The sequence below is a fragment of the Streptomyces sp. NPDC002817 genome, from assembly GCF_053592055.1.
The window spans coordinates 360,308-378,031 of sequence record NZ_JBSFUY010000005.1; the positions used below are offsets into that span (position 1 = coordinate 360,308).

10 protein-coding genes are annotated in these 17,724 nt (G+C 71.3%); 2 read left to right on the forward strand and 8 right to left on the reverse strand.

All coding sequences use genetic code 11. The annotated features are described in order from the left end of the window. The first annotated feature begins 43 nt into the window (after positions 1–43). Positions 44–1,075, forward strand: coding sequence for an LPXTG cell wall anchor domain-containing protein (locus ACWD3I_RS13085; RefSeq protein WP_365392436.1), 1,032 nt, complete (start codon positions 44–46; stop codon positions 1,073–1,075). Between the two features lie 94 nt (positions 1,076–1,169). Here the strand turns inward: ACWD3I_RS13085 and ACWD3I_RS13090 are convergent, their stop codons facing one another. From ACWD3I_RS13090 to ACWD3I_RS13125, 8 genes are all read right to left on the reverse strand, one after another. Next, positions 1,170–2,948 carry a GMC family oxidoreductase gene (locus tag ACWD3I_RS13090; RefSeq protein ID WP_365392438.1) on the reverse strand — a complete coding sequence of 593 codons (1,779 nt, stop codon included), beginning with the start codon at positions 2,946–2,948 and terminating at the stop codon, positions 1,170–1,172. Between the two features lie 38 nt (positions 2,949–2,986). Next, positions 2,987–4,597, reverse strand: a complete 1,611-nt coding sequence (locus tag ACWD3I_RS13095; RefSeq protein ID WP_266888900.1) for a succinic semialdehyde dehydrogenase — start codon at positions 4,595–4,597, stop codon at positions 2,987–2,989. A gap of 137 nt (positions 4,598–4,734) precedes the next feature. Then, positions 4,735–6,354 carry a serine/threonine-protein kinase gene (locus tag ACWD3I_RS13100; RefSeq protein WP_365392441.1) on the reverse strand — a complete coding sequence of 540 codons (1,620 nt, stop codon included), beginning with the start codon at positions 6,352–6,354 and terminating at the stop codon, positions 4,735–4,737. 42 nt (positions 6,355–6,396) lie between these two features. Further along, positions 6,397–8,049: a serine/threonine-protein kinase gene (locus ACWD3I_RS13105; protein ID WP_365392443.1), complete on the reverse strand. Its 1,653-nt coding sequence runs from the start codon at positions 8,047–8,049 to the stop codon at positions 6,397–6,399. 105 nt (positions 8,050–8,154) lie between these two features. Further along, positions 8,155–9,240, reverse strand: coding sequence for a serine/threonine-protein kinase (locus ACWD3I_RS13110; RefSeq protein WP_365392445.1), 1,086 nt, complete (start codon positions 9,238–9,240; stop codon positions 8,155–8,157). 57 nt (positions 9,241–9,297) lie between these two features. Further along, the gene (locus ACWD3I_RS13115) at positions 9,298–10,923 is read right to left on the reverse strand and encodes a serine/threonine-protein kinase (protein WP_365392447.1); all 1,626 of its coding nucleotides are present in this window, start codon (positions 10,921–10,923) and stop codon (positions 9,298–9,300) included. Positions 10,924–11,076: 153 nt separating this feature from the next. After that, on the reverse strand, positions 11,077–13,848 hold the full coding sequence (locus ACWD3I_RS13120) for a protein kinase (protein WP_365392449.1): 2,772 nt from the start codon (positions 13,846–13,848) through the stop codon (positions 11,077–11,079). A 163-nt stretch (positions 13,849–14,011) separates the two neighbouring features. After that, positions 14,012–16,135, reverse strand: a complete 2,124-nt coding sequence (locus ACWD3I_RS13125; protein WP_365392451.1) for a serine/threonine-protein kinase — start codon at positions 16,133–16,135, stop codon at positions 14,012–14,014. A gap of 498 nt (positions 16,136–16,633) precedes the next feature. Here ACWD3I_RS13125 and ACWD3I_RS13130 point away from each other — a divergent pair, with 498 nt between their 5' ends. Continuing rightward, complete coding sequence (locus ACWD3I_RS13130; protein ID WP_365392581.1) at positions 16,634–17,677, forward strand: serine hydrolase domain-containing protein; 1,044 nt, start codon at positions 16,634–16,636, stop codon at positions 17,675–17,677. Positions 17,678–17,724: the final 47 nt, after the last annotated feature.

The following is a 17,724-nucleotide window of genomic DNA, read 5'->3' on the forward strand; positions in this document are numbered from 1 at the left end:
GCGTGCTGCGACGCGCAGCACGCCGAACTTCCTGAGGTCTTTGATGAAGCTTCGCCGTGCCATGGCCGCAGCGGCCGCGACGGCTGTCATAGCCCCGCTCTCGCTGCTGTCCGCGCCTGTCGCGTTCGCGGACGAGACGACTCCGACTCCCACCGAGACGGTCACCACCACGCCGACGGACGAGCCGACCGACACGGCCGAGCCGACCCCGACGGACACCTCGCTGCCCACCGACACCGCGCTCCCGACCGACACGGCGACACCCACCGCCACGGCGACCGACACCGGCACGCCCACCGCCACGGCCACCGAGTCGGATGAGCCCGAGCCCTCCGAGTCGGCCGAGCCGAGCGAGGAGCCGACCGACCCGGACGTCCCGTACTGCGAGGAACTCGACGAGGACTTCACGGACGCCAAGGTCACCGCGGACATCAAGGGCCTGCCCGGCAAGATCGTCGCCGGCGACGGCTTCCACAACTTCAAGCTGGTCGTCACCAACGACTCCGGCACCACGGTCGACGGCGTCGCGTTCTACGCCGAGATCGAGAACTACGAAATCGACGAGGCGAAGTTCCTGAGCCCCTACGTCGACCTGGAGTTCAAGAACACCGAGACCGGCACCTGGGACCGCATCGGCTCCGAGGAATGGGCCGGCGACTACTTCTTCTACGTCGACTCGCTGAAGGCCGGCAAGACCAAGTCGGTCGACCTGCGCGTCAGCATCGGCTCCAAGGCCCCGGCCGGCGACGCCTACTCCTTCGGCTCCGGCGCCTACCTGGACAACATCGACGGCCAGGACTGCATCGCCGAGGGCTGGGCCCAGTACGACTTCGAGGTCCTGAAGGCCGGCACGCCCAACCCGGACCCGGGCACGGCCGACCCGAGCGACAACGGCTCCAAGGACTCGGTGAAGAAGCCGCAGGGTGACGTCTCCGAGCTGCCGACGGGCAACCTCGCCGACACCGGTTCCAGCTCGGCGCTGCCGACCATCGGTCTCGTCGGCGGTGTCGCGATCGTCGCCGGTGCCGGCGCCGTCTTCGCGATGCGTCGCCGCAAGGTGGGCGCGGAGGGCTAGAGCCCGGCCGTAAGCCCGCAAGACCAAGAGAAGGACCTGCGCTCGGAGGGGGGCGCAGGTCCTTCTCTTCATGTGCGGAGGGGCTACGGCGGGGCTACTTCTTCGGCGGCACCGCCGGCATCCCCAGGAACGGCAGCCGCAGCGCCCCGAACGCCTCCGCCGGTACCGCCGCCGTCTGCGGCTCGACCGGCTTCAGACGTTCGTACGCCGCTCCCTGCGCCGGACGCGGGTCCGCCTCGCCCTTGTTGGGCCAGAACGACATCGCCCGCTCGGCCTGTGCGGTGATCGTCAGGGACGGGTTCACCCCGAGGTTCGCCGAGACCGCGGCGCCGTCGACGACCGAGATACCGGGGTGGCCGTAGAGGCGGTGGTACGGGTCGATCACACCGTCCTCGGCGGTGGCGCCGATGGGGCAGCCGCCGAGGAAGTGGGCGGTGAGCGGGGTGCCCATCAGCTCGCCGACGTTGGAGCCGGCGAAGCCGTTGATCTCGGCCGCGATCGCCGACGCGCCCTCCGAAGCGGCCCTGATCTGCTTGGGGTTGGGGGCTCCGTGGCCCTGGCGGGCGGTGAGCAGGCCCTTCCCCACGCCGTCCGGCTTCAGATACGTCGTCAGGGAGTTGTCCAGCGACTGCATCACCAGGCCGATGATGGTCCGCTCCGACCAACGGCGGTTGGAGAGGGAACGCAGCACCAGCAAGGGATGCCGGGCCGCGTTCGCCACCCAGCCCAGGACCCGCGACGAGCCCTCGGTGTACGGGACCTGGAGGATGGACAGGCCGCCCATCGAGTTGGAGCCCTTGCCGTAGCGGACCGGCTCGATGTGGGTGTTCGCGTCCGGGTGGATGGACGACGTGATGGCGACGCCCTGGGTGAAGTCGGCCCTCTTGTCGCCGGTCGTCTTGCGATAGCGCCGGTCGCTGGTCTGCGCGCCGACCAGTGCCTCGGAGTTGGTGCGGGTCAGCTCGCCCAGCTTCTCGGAGAGGTGCGGCAGCTGGCCGCCCGCCTTCATGCGGTGCAGCAGGGTCTGGGTCCCGTAGGTGCCGGCGGCGAGCACGACACGGCGGGCCTTGAAGGTGCGGCCCTTGCCCTTGCGCTTCTGGTCCGTCGGCAGGGTCGCGATCGCGTATCCGCCCTGCGAGTCGTCCGTGACCGACACGACCGTCGTCATGGGGAACACGACCGCGCCCGCCTTCTCGGCGAGGTAGAGGTAGTTCTCGTTGAGGGTGTTCTTCGCACCGTGCCGGCAGCCGGTCATGCACTCGCCGCACTCGGTGCACGCCTTGCGGTCCGGTCCCGCGCCACCGAAGTACGGGTCCGCGACCCGCTCGCCGGGTTTCGCCTTCCGCGTGCCGTCGGCGTCCTGACCGTCGCCGAAGAACACCCCGACGGGCGCCATGTGGAAGGTGTCACCGACGCCCATCCGCTGGGCCGCCGCCTTCAGATGGATGTCGGACGGGGTCATCGTCGGGTTGAGCCGTACACCGAGCATGCGCTGCGCCTGGTCGTAGTACGGGTTCAACTCCTCTTCCCAGTCCGTGATGTCACGCCACTGCGGATCCTCGAAGAACGGCTTCGGCGGTACGTAGAGGGTGTTGGCGTAGTTCAGGGAACCACCGCCGACGCCCGCACCCGCGAGCACCATCACGTTGCCCAGCAGATGGATGCGCTGGAGCCCGTACATGCCGAGCCTGGGTGCCCAGAGGTAGTTCTTGATGTCCCAGGAGTTCTTGGGGAGGGTGCCCGGGGTGAAGCGGCGGCCGGCCTCCAGGACGCCTACGCGGTAGCCCTTTTCGGTGAGGCGGAGGGCGGTGACGGATCCGCCGAAGCCGGATCCGACGACGATCACGTCGTAGTCGTAAGCGTCCTGAGGCACGTGCGTTCTCTCCTTTGAGCGTGCAGTGCGGGTCGGTACTAGCGGAAGCGGAACGCCTTCATGAGGCGCAGGCTGCGGCTCATGAACTGGGCGTACGCCTCGTCGCTCATCCCCAGCGACGGCGCCATCGGCAGCAGCCGCTGCTGGGCCACCGTCTGGGCCTCCGTGTACTTGAGGATGCCCTCGGAGCCATGGCGGCGGCCGAGGCCGGAGTCCTTCATGCCGCCCATCGGGGACTGGACGCTGCCGTAGGCGGGCGCGTAGCCCTCGTTGACGTTGACCGTGCCGGTGCGCAGCCGGGAGGCGACCTCGCGGCCGCGCTTGCCGTCCTTCGTCCAGACCGAGGAATTGAGGCCGTACGACGTGGAGTTGGCCTGTGCGACGGCCTCGTCGTCGGTCTTGAAGCGGTAGATGGAGACGACCGGGCCGAAGGTCTCCTCGGCACAGATCGCCATGGGCTCGGTCACGCCGTCCAGGATCGTCGGCTCGAAGAAGTACGGGCCGATGTCCGGGCGGGCGACACCGCCGGCGACGACCTTGGCACCCTTGGAGACGGCCTCCTCGACATGCCGGGTGACGGTCTCCAGTTGGCGCTCGCCGACGAGGGAGCCCATGTCGGCGCCGTAGGCGAGGGACTTGCCGAGCCGCATGGCCTTGGTGCGGGCGGCGAAGCGCTCCAGGAAGGCGTCGGCGATCGACTCGTGGACGTACAACCGCTCGATGGAGATGCAGAGTTGACCGGCGGAGGAGAAGCAGGCACGGACCGCGCCCGCCGCCGCCTTCTCGATGTCGGCGTCCTCCAGCACCAGCATCGCGTTCTTGCCGCCGAGTTCGAGCGAGACGCCGACGAGGCGGGCGGCGGCGCCTTGGGCGACCTCGCGGCCGGTGCGGGTGGAGCCGGTGAAGGAGACGTAGTCGGCGTGCCGGACGACCTCGGGACCGACGACGGGGCCCTCCCCGAGGACGACCTGGAAGACATCGGCGGGCAGCCCCGCCTCGATCAGCAGGTCCCGCGCCCACAGGGCGGTCAGGCAGGTCTCGGTGTCCGGCTTCATCACGACCGCGTTGCCCGCGACGAAGGCGGGCAACGCGTCGCCGACGGACAGCTCCAGTGGGTAGTTCCAGGGGGCGATCTGGCCGACCACGCCCCGCGGGTGGCGCAGCTCGGTGACCTTGGTGAGGGTCGGCATGGCGCCCGCGTGCCGCTTGGGCCGCAGATAGGAGGGCGCCCTGCGGCCGTAGTGGCGGGCGGCGACCGCGACGGCCTGCACCTCCTCGTGGGCGTGCAGACGGGCCTTGCCGGTCTCCAGCTGGATCAGGTCGAGGACCTCGGCCTGCCGGGCGAGCACCAGGTCGTGGAAGCGGAGCAGCACGGCCGCGCGCTGCCGTACGGGCGTCCGCTCCCACACGGCCTGCGCCTTGCGGGCCGCCGCGTAGGCCTTCTCGACGTCCTGCGGTGTCGACTCGGGCAGGTCGGCCAGCTTCTCGCCGGTGAACGGCGTGTGGTTGGCGGTACGACCGGAGCCGACCACACCCTTGGTGAGCTGGGCGACCAGCTCCGGGGTGACCACGTCGGCGGCGGTCCGGGCGCCCTCAGGGGCGGGGGCGAGGGGGTTGGTGGCCTGAGCCGAAGCCTTCGAGTCCGTCATGACGCGCAGGGTATGCCGGAGCGGGGGCTTTGGGTACCCGTCGGTAATCGGGATTCACCGAGTACTCACATGACGCCAGTGATCACTGGCGCAAAAGCCGCTGATCAGCGCGTTGTTCGGTATCGATCACCGGCCGCTCACTCTTTTTCGATCACGAGCCGGTCACGGGCCGCCTTGAACAGCGCCATGCCCTCCTTCTCGGCCGCCGTCCCCTTCGGCATGTCGACACGGAGCTCGTAGAGACGGCCGTCGTCGGTCATGACGGACAGCTGCATGACCCGGGTCGGGTCGTCGCCCGCATCGTCGTAGGTGGTGTCGGCCTGTACGGCGTACTCGCCCCCGAAGCTGGTCTCCGTGAGCCGGGTCTCGGCCTCCGCGTGCGTCGCCCAGGACCTCTTCTGCTGGTCCGCCCGGCCCATGGCCGTGGTGCTGGGCCGGTCCCACAGGCTGAGGCGGAGGTCGATGCCGCCCTTGCCGTAGATCACCATCCGCGGCTGGTCGGTGGCGCTGCCCTGCCGGTGGGTCTCCCCGTACCGGCTCGGGACGGAGAGCGTGGCCTTCAGGGCCTTCTCGGAGTGCTTGTCCCAGGGCTCGTCGGCGATGTCGGTGGCGGCGGGCGCGAGGGGGGCCGAGGTGTACGTCGGCTCGGCGACACTGGCGGGCTCGGGCTCGGCGAAGAAGTAGGACGCGCCGAGCCAGGTGCCGCCGGCCAGCGCGGCCCCGAGCAGGGCGGCCGGGAGCGGACGGCGCAGCAGGTGGGGCTTGCGTGGCGACGTCGTCGGTACGACGGTGGTGTCCGGCTGCTTCGGTTCGGGCTCGGGTTGCGGTCCCCGCAGCCGTACGGTTCCGGAGTCCTCACCCAACTCCCTTATTCGCTCAGGTACTTGGTGGGAGTGCTCGGCAGGCAGCGGTGGCACCGGCCACCCCTCCGCCGCCGCCTCCAGGATCTTGGCGGCCTCCTCGGCGTCCGGCCGCAGATCGGGGTCCTTCCCCAGCAGCCCGCTGATCAGAGGGCTCAGTGGACCGGCCCGCTTGGGCTCGGGCGGGTCGAAGGAGAGGATCGCGGCGAGGGTGGATTCCAGCGTCGTACGCCGGAAGGGCGGTTCGCCCTCCACGGCGGCGTACAACAGGACGCCCAGGGACCACAGATCGGAGGGCGGACCGGCGACCCGCCCGGACATCCGCTCGGGGGCGACGAAGTCGATGGAGCCGACGAACTCGCCGCTGACGGTGAGGGATTCCTCGCCCTGGACGTGCGCGATGCCGAAGTCGGTGAGGACGACCCGGCGGTGCGGGCCGAGCAGCACGTTGGCGGGCTTCACATCGCGGTGCACGATCCCGACGGCGTGCGCGGCGCGCAGGGCGCCGAGGACGGCCAGGCCGATGCGGGCGGTCTCGGCCGGGGCGACCGGGCCACGCCGGAGCACCTCGTGCAGGGACTCCCCGCGCACCAACTCCATGACGATCCAGGGCAGTCCGTCCTCGACGACCACGTCATGGATGGACACGGCGGCGGGATGGTCGACCCGGGCGGCGGCACGGGCCTCCCGGTAGAGCCGGTGAGAGGCCCGCTGATGGGCCTCGTCCTCCGGATCACCGGGCAACCTCGGTTGCTTCACGGCGACTTCGCGGTCCACCAGCTCGTCGTGCGCCCGCCAGACGGTGCCCATACCGCCCGACCCGATGCGCTCGGCCAGACGGTAACGGCCGCCTATCAGTCGGCCCTTCGGGCTGGTGCCGCCCCGGTCGTTGCTCATGCCCCATCAGTACCTTGTGGGGCGGTTGCTTGTCGACGCGGGTCAGAGGACGTCGACGTCCAGGTTCGCGATCGTCGTCCTCGCCACCTCCTGCCCGCGCTTCGTGAAGTCGCCATCACCCGGGTAGCTGATGGTGAGCTTGTACATGTCGCCCTTGGAGGTCTTGTAGTAGAAGATCTGCATTTCACGGGGGCGGGGGTTCTGGCTGTCGTCGGTGATGTACGTGATCGTGTTCTTGGCGGCCTGTTTCCCCTGGTACGTCACCTCGTCATCGGTGTCCGTCTTCGGGTCCTCCGGCATGCTGAGCTCGTACTCGCCGTTCTCCTTGAACTTCTTGTCGTCCTCGTACATCTCGGCGGCCGCCGAGCCCGCGATGGTGTTGCCCGAGTCCTCGGCCTTCCTGTCGAGCCTCAGCCCGATCCAGATACTGCCGCTGTAGTCGGTGTACGTGACCCAGTGCGCCTCGTCCGTCTTCCGGTCGGGCACTTCCTCCTGGTACTTGTGGGGCACCGCCAGCGACGCGGCGACGTCCTTCACCTTCTTCGTCGTCCAGCCGTCCGGCAGCGGCCCGGCGAACGGGTCCGCGATCACCAGATACGCCGCCACCGCGGCCGCGACGACCGCGGCGCCGAGCCCGATCAGCGACTTGCGGCCCAGCCGCACACCACCCTTCGGAGCGCCCTGCGCGAGCTGCACGACCTGCGTCGGCGCCGGAGCGGGCGGATGGGCGGCCGTCTCCAGCAGCGCCCGCACCTGGGCCGCGTTCGGGCGACGCGCGGGGTCCTTCTGGAGGAGGCCGGTGATGACGTCGGCCAGCGGACCGGAGGCGGAGGCCGGAACGGCGGGCGTGGCGTTGAGGACCGACTGGAGCGTGGCCGGCGTGTTGCTGCGGCGGAACGGCGAGACGCCCTCGGTGGCCGCGTACAGGACGACACCGAGCGACCACAGGTCCGACGCCGGTCCCGGCCGCTGCCCCAGCACCCGCTCCGGCGCGATGTACTCGGGCGAGCCGACGAAGCCGCCGGTGTCGGTCAGATTGGTCTCGCCCTCGATCTGGGCGATGCCGAAGTCGGTGAGGACGACGCGGTCATGGCGGCCGAGCAGCACGTTGTCCGGCTTGACGTCCCGGTGCAGGATGCCCGCCGCGTGCGCGGCCTCCAGCGCGCCGAGCACCTCGAGGCCGATTCTCGCCGCTTCCCTCGCCCCGAGGGTGCCCTCCTGCAACGCGTCGCCCAGCGAACGGCCCCGCACCAGCTCCATGACGATCCACGGCTGGCCGTCGACGACGGCGACGTCGTGCACGTTCACGACGGCGGGATGGTCGAGCCGGGCCGCGGCACGCGCCTCTCGGCGCATGCGCTCGAACGCGTTGACGCGTTCGCGGTCGGGAAGATGATCGGGTACGCGGGGCTCCTTGACGGCGACCTCGCGGTCCACCGTCTCGTCCTTGGCGCGCCAGACCGTCCCCATGCCGCCGTGCCCGAGTTTGGCGAGCAGACGGTAACGACCACCGATCAACCGGCCGGTACCCGGCTCCGGTTCGGGCGCGGAGGGTGCCGTCTGATGGGGCACGACCTGAGTGGGCGCCGCGTACGGGTTGTTCGGGTGCGGCACGGCCGCGGGCGGGTTCGGCGGTTGCAGACCAAAACTCGTCGGCTCGTCGGACCCGTAAGGGGCTCCCCCGTTGCTGCTCATGGGTCCGTTCATATCGCGCCAGCAGCGTCCGAATCCACTCAGAAGGCGTTGCGGTCACAGACCCGTGACTCAGGAGGTCGCTTATCTCCCTTTTATGTGAGCTCGCTATGGAGTCTCGGACCCGGTGAAGGAAGGTTTCGTCACAGAGGGCGCCACCGAGTGCGTCACGGAAGGCGTCACCGTCGGACTCGAACCGGCCGAGCCGCTGACCGATGTGGGCGACGGCGACGGCTCACCCCCGCCTCCGTCCTGATGCATGATCAGCGCCGCCCCCGACACCCCCGCCCCCGCCATCGCGGCGACCAGCACCACGGCCGTCAGCACACCCCGCAGGGAACGCCGCTCGGCGACGGGCAGACGCCCCGTCTCCAGGAAGGCCCGCAGCATCCGCTCGGCCGACTCCGCGTCCAGCCGCCGCTCCGGATCGCGCTCCAGCAGCCCTCGTACGACGGGCAGGATCGGCGCGGCCTGCGCGGGCGGCCGTATCTCACCCGCGAGGACCGCGTGCAGGATGCCGCTCAACGAGTCGCGCCGGAACGGCGATTCACCGCTCAGCGCCGTGCACAGCAGCGCGCCCACCGACCACAGGTCCGACGCGGGCCCGGTCCCGACCCCCGACATCCGCTCCGGCGCGGTGTACTCGGGCGAGCCGACGAAGGACCCGGTCTCGGTGAGCGTGGTGGCGCCCGCGACCTGCGCGACGCCGAAGTCGGTGAGGACGACCCGGCCGGTGCCGGCCTCCATCAGGACGTTCGCGGGCTTGATGTCCCGGTGCAGGACCCCGGCCGCATGCGCCGCGCGCAACGCGCCGAGCAGATCGACGCCGATCCGGGCGGCCTCGGCGGGCGCCACCGGCCCGTGCACGGCGATCCGGTCGGCGAGGGAGCCGCCGTCTATCAACTCCATGACGAGGTAGGGCCGTTCGTCCTGCTCGACGATGTCATGGACGACGATGATGTGCGGGTGCCTGAGCTGCGCGACGGCCCGCGCCTCGCGCAGGGTCCGGTCGCGCTGCCACCGGGCCTCGGCCTCGGACAGCGTCTCGTCGAGGGAGATCTCCTTGACCGCCACCCGCCGCCCGAGCAGTAGATCGGTCGCCCGCCACACGACACCCATGCCGCCCCGCCCGATCCTGACCTCCAGGCGGTAACGGCCCGCTATGACACGGAAGTTGTCCCCCGAGGTCCCCATACGCCCCATGATGCCGCGCCGGACGGATCCCCTCCGGGGCGGTGACCGGCCAAGTTGTCAGGAGGTTTTCGGCTGAAAGCTCCGCAGCATCCACGTGAACTGCCGGCTCGTGGCGGCCCAGTCGGCGGCCGGCGAGGAAGCGTAGATCGCGTACTCGGTTCCGTCAGGGTCCATGTACCCGACGTCGATCGCGCGATAGGGCCCCGGGAAGTAGTGCGGCGCGTCCTTGGCCTGCGCGGTCCACGTGTACTCCCAGCGGGCGCCCGGCTGGTCACGGAAGAGCTCCTGCTTGAGGCTCAGCTGCTGGTAGTCCGCGAACCGATCGGCGAGCCGATCACTCAGGTTGCTCATGTGCTCGTACGAGGTGCTGAAGTCCGGCGCGATGTCGACGGCGACCCGCACCAGGTGCTTGCCGTTGTCGGGCGAGTAGTCGACCTGCTGGAGGCCGTCCTGGTCGATGGAGACGGTCCGCTGCCACCCCTTGGGCAGGGAGATGCTGAAGCCCACCGGGTCGTTGCGCCGCTCCCAACCGGCGGGCACCGCCCCCTGACCGCCCTCGTTGCCCGGCGTGGCACTGGCACTCGGAGTCGGAGTCGGAGTCGGCGAGGCGGAGTCGCCGGTGCTGCCCGTGCCGAACTGCTGCAACGCGACCGCCACACCCCCGCCGACGATCGCCGCGAGGGCGACGACCAGGGCGAACGTACGCAGGCGGTGCCGCTTGCGCGGGACGGGAGGGGCCGGGGCACCGATCGTGACCGGCGGATACGGGGTGGCGGCGGCCGTCTGCGCAGGGGTACCGGCCCCCGTCGTGTGCGACGGCTCGTACCGCACATGCCCCGTGGACACATACGCCTGCGCCGCAGCCGACGACCGCCCCTCCGCCGCCTCGGCAAGCATCAGCTCGGCCTCCGCGGCGCTCGGCCGCTCGGCCGGATCCTTGCGCAGCAGCGCGGCGAGGACCGGCCCCAGCGCCCCGGCGTTGACCGGCTCGGCGGGCCGTTCCTCGACGACCGCCTGCATCGTGCCGATCGGCGAGGTGCGGCGGAACGGCGACCGGCCCTCCACCGCCGTGTACAGCGTCGCGCCGAGCGCCCACAGGTCGGAGGCGGGGCCCGGATCATGGCCACGGACCCGCTCGGGGGCGAGGTAGTCGACGGAGCCGACGACCTCTCCGGTGCGGGTGATCGTCGTATCGCCCTCGATCTGCGCGATACCGAAGTCGGTCAGGAGCACCCGGCCGTCCTGGGAGAGGAGGACGTTGCCGGGCTTCACATCCCGGTGCAGGACCCCGGCGGAGTGCGCGGCGCGCAGCGCACGCAGCACCCACAGCCCGATCCTGGCCGCCTCGGCGGGCTCGACACGCCCCTGCGCCTTGACCGCGTCGGCCAGCGAACGCCCCTCGATCAGCTCCATCACGATCCACGGGCGGGCGTCATGATCGAGCACGTCGTGCACGGTGACGACGGCGGAGTGATTGATCCGGGCGGCCGCGCGGGCCTCGGCGCGGGTACGGTGGAGCAGCCGCTCCTGGTCGCTCTCGGACACGTACAGGGCAGCGGTCAGCTCTTTGATGGCGACGGCCCGGTGCAGCACTTCGTCATGCGCACGCCACACACGGCCCATACCGCCGCTGCCGATGGTGTCGGCAAGCCGGTAACGACCCGCGAGAAGCAGGCCCTGCATCTGATTCACGTTGCCCCGCAATGCTCTTGACAGGGCCAGATTAGGGACCGGGCCGAGTGCGGGGAACCACGGGGGTGCCAAGGTTTCGCGGTTGTGACAGTTGTCGCTTTCGACCTCCGGAAGCAACCGTCACCCGATGTGACCGGGCACCGCTCAGCCGGTGACCTCGTACGTCGCCGACGCCTGCTCGAACAGCCGCGTCACCTCGTCCCGCTCGGCCTCCGGCCCGCGCACCTGGACCACGTGGTACTTCCCGTCGACGAGCATCGCGAGATTGCGCACGAACAGCTCGCGCCCCGCGTCGTCGGTCCAGGTGAACTGCCCCTCGGCCATGGTCCGCCCACCCACCTGGATCGTCTTCAGCCCGCTGGCGCTGGCCCAGCTGGAGTCGCGGTACGGCTGCAACTCGCGCTCGTCCTCCCGCTGGTACGCCATGGGGTCCTCGCCGTACTCGTCGGCGCTGTCCCTTCCGGGTACGACGATCAGGTCGAAGTCGCCGTGCGCGTACACGACCTGACCCCGGCCGTTCTTGGGCGTGTGGTCCCAGCCGCTCGCGACGGCGATACGGAAGCCGGCGGAGTCCGTACGCAGGGTGAAGCCGTCGGCGACGTCCGGGCTGGTGGTCTGGGGCTCCGCGGACTCGGAAGGGCCGGCCTCCGGGGAGTTCTGGTCGGGCCGCGGCTCGCTGCTGGCAGGCGCCTCGCTGACCTCGCCGGCGGAACCGGTCCGGTCGGTGTCGCCCGCGCCGCCCGTCGAGTCGGTGGCCTTCGGCATGAACAGCATGGCGTACGCGATCACCGCGGCCATCAGCAGCAGCACCAGCAGAAGCAACGTACGCCCGAGCCGGCGCGGCGAACGCGCCGGCTCCTGCTTGCCCTGCTTGGCCCGCTTGTGCCGTCCGTGCGCACTGGTCGCGGGCAGCCCGGCGCGCCGTCGGCGCACCAGCTCGCCCCGCCGTCGTACGACGGGCAGCCGGGTGGAGTCGAGGGGCGGCGCGGCGACGACGTACGCGCCGGCGTCGGGCTCGGGCGCGGACCGCACCAGCGACCGCAGCCAGCCCCGAACCTCCTCGAAGTCCAGCCGCTCGGTGGGGTCCTGGCGCAGCAGCGACTCCACGACCGGCCGCAGCGGCCCGCACTCCTCGGCGAAGGCGGGCGGCTCGGCGCACACCATCTGCACCAGCTCGGCCGTCGACTCCTCCGGGTAGGGCGCGTGCCCCTGTACAGCCCTGAAGAGCAGCGCCCCGAGCGCCCACAGGTCGGTGGCAGGCCCGATCGGCGCGGCCAACTGCCAGTTCTCGTGCACCGGCCCGGCCTGCTCCGGCGCCCACCGCTCGGTCACCGGTCCGACCACGGCCATCCTGGCCTGCCGCGCCCGCTCGGCGGCGAGCGCGGTTGCGGGGCCGCGGGGAGCGGGAGCCGCTGCGGCGAGCTCGTCCCAACGGCTGGGGGCGGGCGCGGGGTCGGGCCCTCCGGACGGAAGAGCGGCGCCACGTTCATGCCCAGCCGCCGGCAACGCCGTACCCGCGGCTCCACCACGCGGCACGGCCCCCTGCCAGTCGGCCCGCACACCGTACGGATCGGCTATCTGCCCCTGCGGCGTGCCGCCGGAACGGGGCTGATCGCCACGGCCGGGCTGCACCACATCACCGAGGGGAGCGGAACCCCGCGGAAGGGAAACGCCGTGGCCGGGGCCGTACCCCGACTGGGCATCGCCGCCCGGCGGAAGCTCGACGCCGTTGCCCATGGCGTACGGCGCCTGAAGCCCACCGCTGCCCGAGCCGTACGGCGATGCCGGTCCCCCGGCCGTCGTCGCGGGGTCGCCCTCGGGCGTCGGCCGGGCTCCGGGCAGGGCCGCGCGGCCGTTCTGCTGGGCCTCCTGGACCCGGGCGGCGGCCCGGGCACCCGCGCGATACGCGGCGATCGCCCCGGCGCGCGCGGCCCGGACGTCCCCGCCGGTCTCGACGGCCCTGCGCTCGATCGCGGCCGACGACGCACCCGTACCGCTCGCCGCATCCCCGCCGAGCCCCGGCAGCCCACCGGCCTCCCGCGCCTCGATGGCGGCCCGCCGCGCGGCCTCGGGGTCGACGGCACCCGCCTGGGCGGCGGCACCGCCGAGACCGGTCCCACCACCGCTCACCGGACCGCCGGCACCACCCGGACCACGTCCGCCGGCACTCGTCGGGCCACCGGGACGGCTCACTGCCCCGGGGCCACCAGGACCGCCCGCACCGCCCGGCCCACCGAAAGTCCCCGGGACACCCGCCGCGCGCCGGTCACCGGACTCCCGGTCACCCTCCTCGGCCGGCACCGGGTCGTACCCGCACAGGGCCTCCTCCGCCGCCCCGACCGCGAGGCCGGTCAGCATCACACGGCCGTCGTCGCAGACGAGGACCGTGCGGGCGGTGATGTTCCGGTGCACCCAGCCGTGCGCATGCAGCACCCGCAGGGCCATGAGGACGTCGGAGGCGACCTCGGCCGCCCGGTACGGCGTCAGCGGCTTCTCCGCCAGCAGCGCCGCCAGTGGCCGCGCGGCCACCAACTCGCTCACTATCCACAGCGACCCGCCCTCGGCGAACACGTCGAAGACCTGGTCGAGCCGGGGATGGTCGGGTATCGAAGCGGCGGCCTGCGCGGCCTCGACGGCCCGCCGGACGGCCGGATCGGTGGGTCGCCGTGTGCTCGTACGCGCCGCGGACCGCCGAACTCCCCGGTCCCTCGGGTCCCTTGCGGTGAAACCGTCGGGCAGCCCCTCCGCGTCGAGCACCTCCGCCTCGACGACCTCGGGCAACGGCACCTGCCGGACGAGGACTTCCTGACCGCTGTAGGTGTCGAAGGCCCGGGTCTCGGTCAGTTCGTACTCGTCGGAGGGCGGCAGCGGCAGGCGGTAGCGGTCGGCGAGTACCCGTCCCGCATAGTCGTCCACGTTGCCTCCCCCGGCACTCCGGATCGGTCAATTCCGTTCGCCTCGCGTGCCGTTCCGCCCATAGTTGGATGCGTACGGTCCGCAAGCCTTCACGATACGTGCCGGAGGCAACCCGCAAAGAGGGGATGCCAGATCTCACGCCTCAAACGCGGGTCGGGTCACTTCACGATTTCGGTTCGAATGTCTGCGCGAGGGTCTGCCAGGTGTCCTTGCGCAGCTCACTGCCCCAATTGGCCGCTTTCGCCGTGTACATCAGGGCATATCCGAGATGGTCGTCGACGACGAACCCCCGGTCGATCGTCCGGTACTTCGTCCCGCCCTCGACATAGGTAAACTCCCAGTCGGCCGCAAGCCAGCCCCGGTAGTTCACCTTCGCTATTCGGACCCGGTCGTACTGGGAACGCGCCATGTACTGCTCCTGGCTCTTCCAGTCCGCCACCGGGTCGCCCTTCGGCGTGGACGTCCAGGCCACCAACAGCTTCTGCCCGTCAGGACCGGTGAAACGATCCCCCGCCGAACTCGACGTCTGGAACTTCCACCCCTTCGGCAGCCCGATCGAGTACCCCTGACCGCCCTTGTACGTCGTCTCCGCCGTGCTGTCGCCCTTCGCGGAACCGCCGCCCTCGCTACCGCCGGTCGCGGTCGGGCTGTTGCTCGGCGTCTTCTCGGCCGCCGCGCCGGACCCCGCGGACCCGGTCGCCTTGCCGTCCGCCTGGGCGCCGCCGCTCTCGTCCTCCTTGGTGGAGGCACTCGCGCTCGCACTGGCGGAAGCCTTGGCACCGCCGCCCGCCGAGCTCGTGGAGGAGTCGCCGTCACCGCTCAACGTGATGGCCAGCACGACCGCGACCACAGCGAGCACCACGACCACCGCGATGATCACCAGCGTCCGCTTCGGCACCACATCGGTGAGCGGCGCCCTCGGCACGGGCCGCGGCGGCAGATCCGCCGGCGGCGTCATCACGGGCCACCCCGAACTCCGCCCCCCAGCAGCCGCGTTGCCCCCGGATCCCGAGCCCGCACCAGCACCAGCACCAGCGGCACCGGTGACACCCACGCTGCCGGACCCCGAGACAGCCGTCCCGGACGAAGAAGCCGGCTTCGCCTGCGCACCCGGCCCCGCAGCGCCCGGCCCCGAAGCCGCCGCACCACCGGGCGAACCCGAGGTACCCGACGAACCCGACGATCCCGAGGCACCGGACGAACCCGAGGTACCCGACGATCCCGAGGCACCGGACGAGCCCGAAGTACCCGTCCCGCTCCCGGACTTGGCCCGAGCCGCAGCCGCCGTACCGGCCGCCCCCGCGGCCACGGCCGCCTTCCGCACGGAACGGAACGCCCCGCGCAACCGTTCCCCGCCCTCACCCCGGTCGGGCTGCGGAGGCAACGGCACGACCTTCGTCGCGTCCGGCGCCGGCTCCGGCTCTTCCTTGGGCTCGGGCGCGTGGATCACCGCGTTGAGCATCACGCGCGCACCAGCGTCGTCGAGCCGCTTCTCGGGATCCTTGGTGAGCAGCCCGTAGATGACGTCCTTCAGCGGACCCGCGTTCTTCGGCTCCTCCAGCGGCTCGGTCATCACCGCGGTCAGAGTGGCGATCGCCGAGCCCTTGTCGTACGGCGGCACCCCCTCGACCGACGCGTACAACAGCCCGCCCAGCGACCACAGGTCAGCGGCCGGACCCGGCTTGTGCCCGCGGGCGCGCTCCGGGGAGATGTAGGAGGGGGCGCCGACCAGCATGCCGGTCGAGGTGATGGACGGGTCGCCCTCCACCTGGGCGATCCCGAAGTCGGTGAGCACGACCCGGCCGTCCTCGGAGATCAGCACGTTGGACGGCTTCACGTCCCGGTGCAGGATGCCCTCACGGTGCGCCGAACGCAGCACGTCGAGCACCGCCAGGCCGACCTCCGCCGCGCGCTTCGGCTCCAGCAGGCCGTCCTCCCGGATGGCCTCGGCGAGCGACTTGCCCTCGACGAGCTCCATCACGATCCACGGCCGGTCGTCCTCCTCGACCACGTCGAAGACGGTCACCGCGCTGTTGTTCCGGATCCGCGCGATCGCCTTGGCCTCACGCAACGTCCGCGTGATCAGCCGCCGCTTCTCCTCCTCGTCGATATTGGAGGGGAACCTCAGCTCCTTCACCGCGACGATCCGACCCAGGGTCTCGTCCTCGGCACGCCACACCGTGCCCATGCCGCCGCGGCCGAGCACTGCTCCCAACCGGTACCGCCCGGCGAGGAGACGTTCGCTCTTGCCCTGACGGGATGCCCCCGCCCGCTCCGCCTCCGACATGCGTCCCCTCATACAACCCGCCCTGACAGAGCCTCCATTGTCCCTCACCCGACAAGTGCCCGACGCCCAGGGTGCCCCTGCGGACCGGCCGCCCGCCATGAGGACCGAACACCGGCACCCCCATGAACACGGCGCGCCACGGACCCTCACACCAGGGTGACGACCACACGCCCCGCACCACGAAGCCCGCCCCACCCGAAGACCGCCGGAAGGCCGGATTCCGCCACCCTGCATGATGGGCCGCACACAAGGAACAGCCGCAGGACAGATCGCCACACGAGGAACCACCGCACGAAAAACCACTGCGCAAGGAACCACCACACGGCGGACCGCCGAACGAGGAACCCCGCATGATGACCTCGGCACGAGGAACCACCGCATGAGGAGCCCTGTACAAGGGGCCCACCTGAAGGGCCGCCCTGCAAGAAGAGCCCCGCCACACGAGAAGCCCCGCCGGATGAGCCACCCATGACGATCCGCGACAAGGGAGGGACCACGATGCCGCCGTTCCGGACACTACTGGCCGTACCTGTGTCCCTCGCGCTCCTCGCCCTGACCCCGGCCGCCTCCTCCGCACCCGCGACACCGCCGACGGACGCGATCCTCCCGCTGCTGGTCAGCGCGGACGGAGTCCCCGCCGCCGCCCTGCTGGCCCGCGAGGAGACCGGCACCCGCTACGCCGAGGCAGGACAGGGCATCGCCCGCGCAGACCACTTCCGCGCCGGCAGCATCACGAAGACCTTCCTCGCGACGGTCGTCCTCCAACTGGCCGAAGAACACCGGCTGTCCCTGTCCGACACCGTGGAGCGGCATCTGCCCGGCCTGGTCCGCGGAGCCGGCAACGACGGCCGCACGATCACCCTGCGCGCCCTGCTCACCCACACCAGCGGCCTGAACGACTTCACCACGGACACCCGGGGCCTGGTCCCCCTCACACCTCTTCAAGCCGTACGGATCGCACTCACCCACCCTCCGGCCGCCCCGGGCCGCTACTCCTACTCGAACACCAACTACGTCCTGCTCGGCATGGTCATCGCACAGGTCACCGGCCACTCCTACGCAACCGAGGCCGAGCGCCGCATCATCGCTCCGCTGGGTCTGGCGAACACCTCCTTCCCTGGATCCCGCACCTCCCTCCCCACCCCGCACGGCCGCGCCTACGACACCGACGGATCAGATGTCACCGATCTGGATCCGCGGGTCGCCGGGGCCGCCGGCGAGTTGGTGACCACGCTCGCCGACCTGGACCGCTTCTACGCGGCGCTGCTCGGCGGTGAACTGCTGCCCCCGCACCGGCTGCGAGAGATGCGCGACACCCGCGCCGCACACGGCCTGTACGGCATGGGGCTGTTCCCGGTGAAGCTGCCGTGCGGCACGACGGTATGGGGGCACAACGGCCGGATCGCCGGCAGTTATGTGCGCACCGCGGCCACCGTCGACGGCCGTCGCGTCCTCACCTTCCGCGTGAACACGACCGCGATCGCAGACCCCGACCTCGAACCGGCCCTGCTCACCGCCGAGTTCTGCCCCCGCACCTCGTAGAACGAGCGGGTTCCGAACGAAGATCCCGGCTCGCGACACTCGTTCGA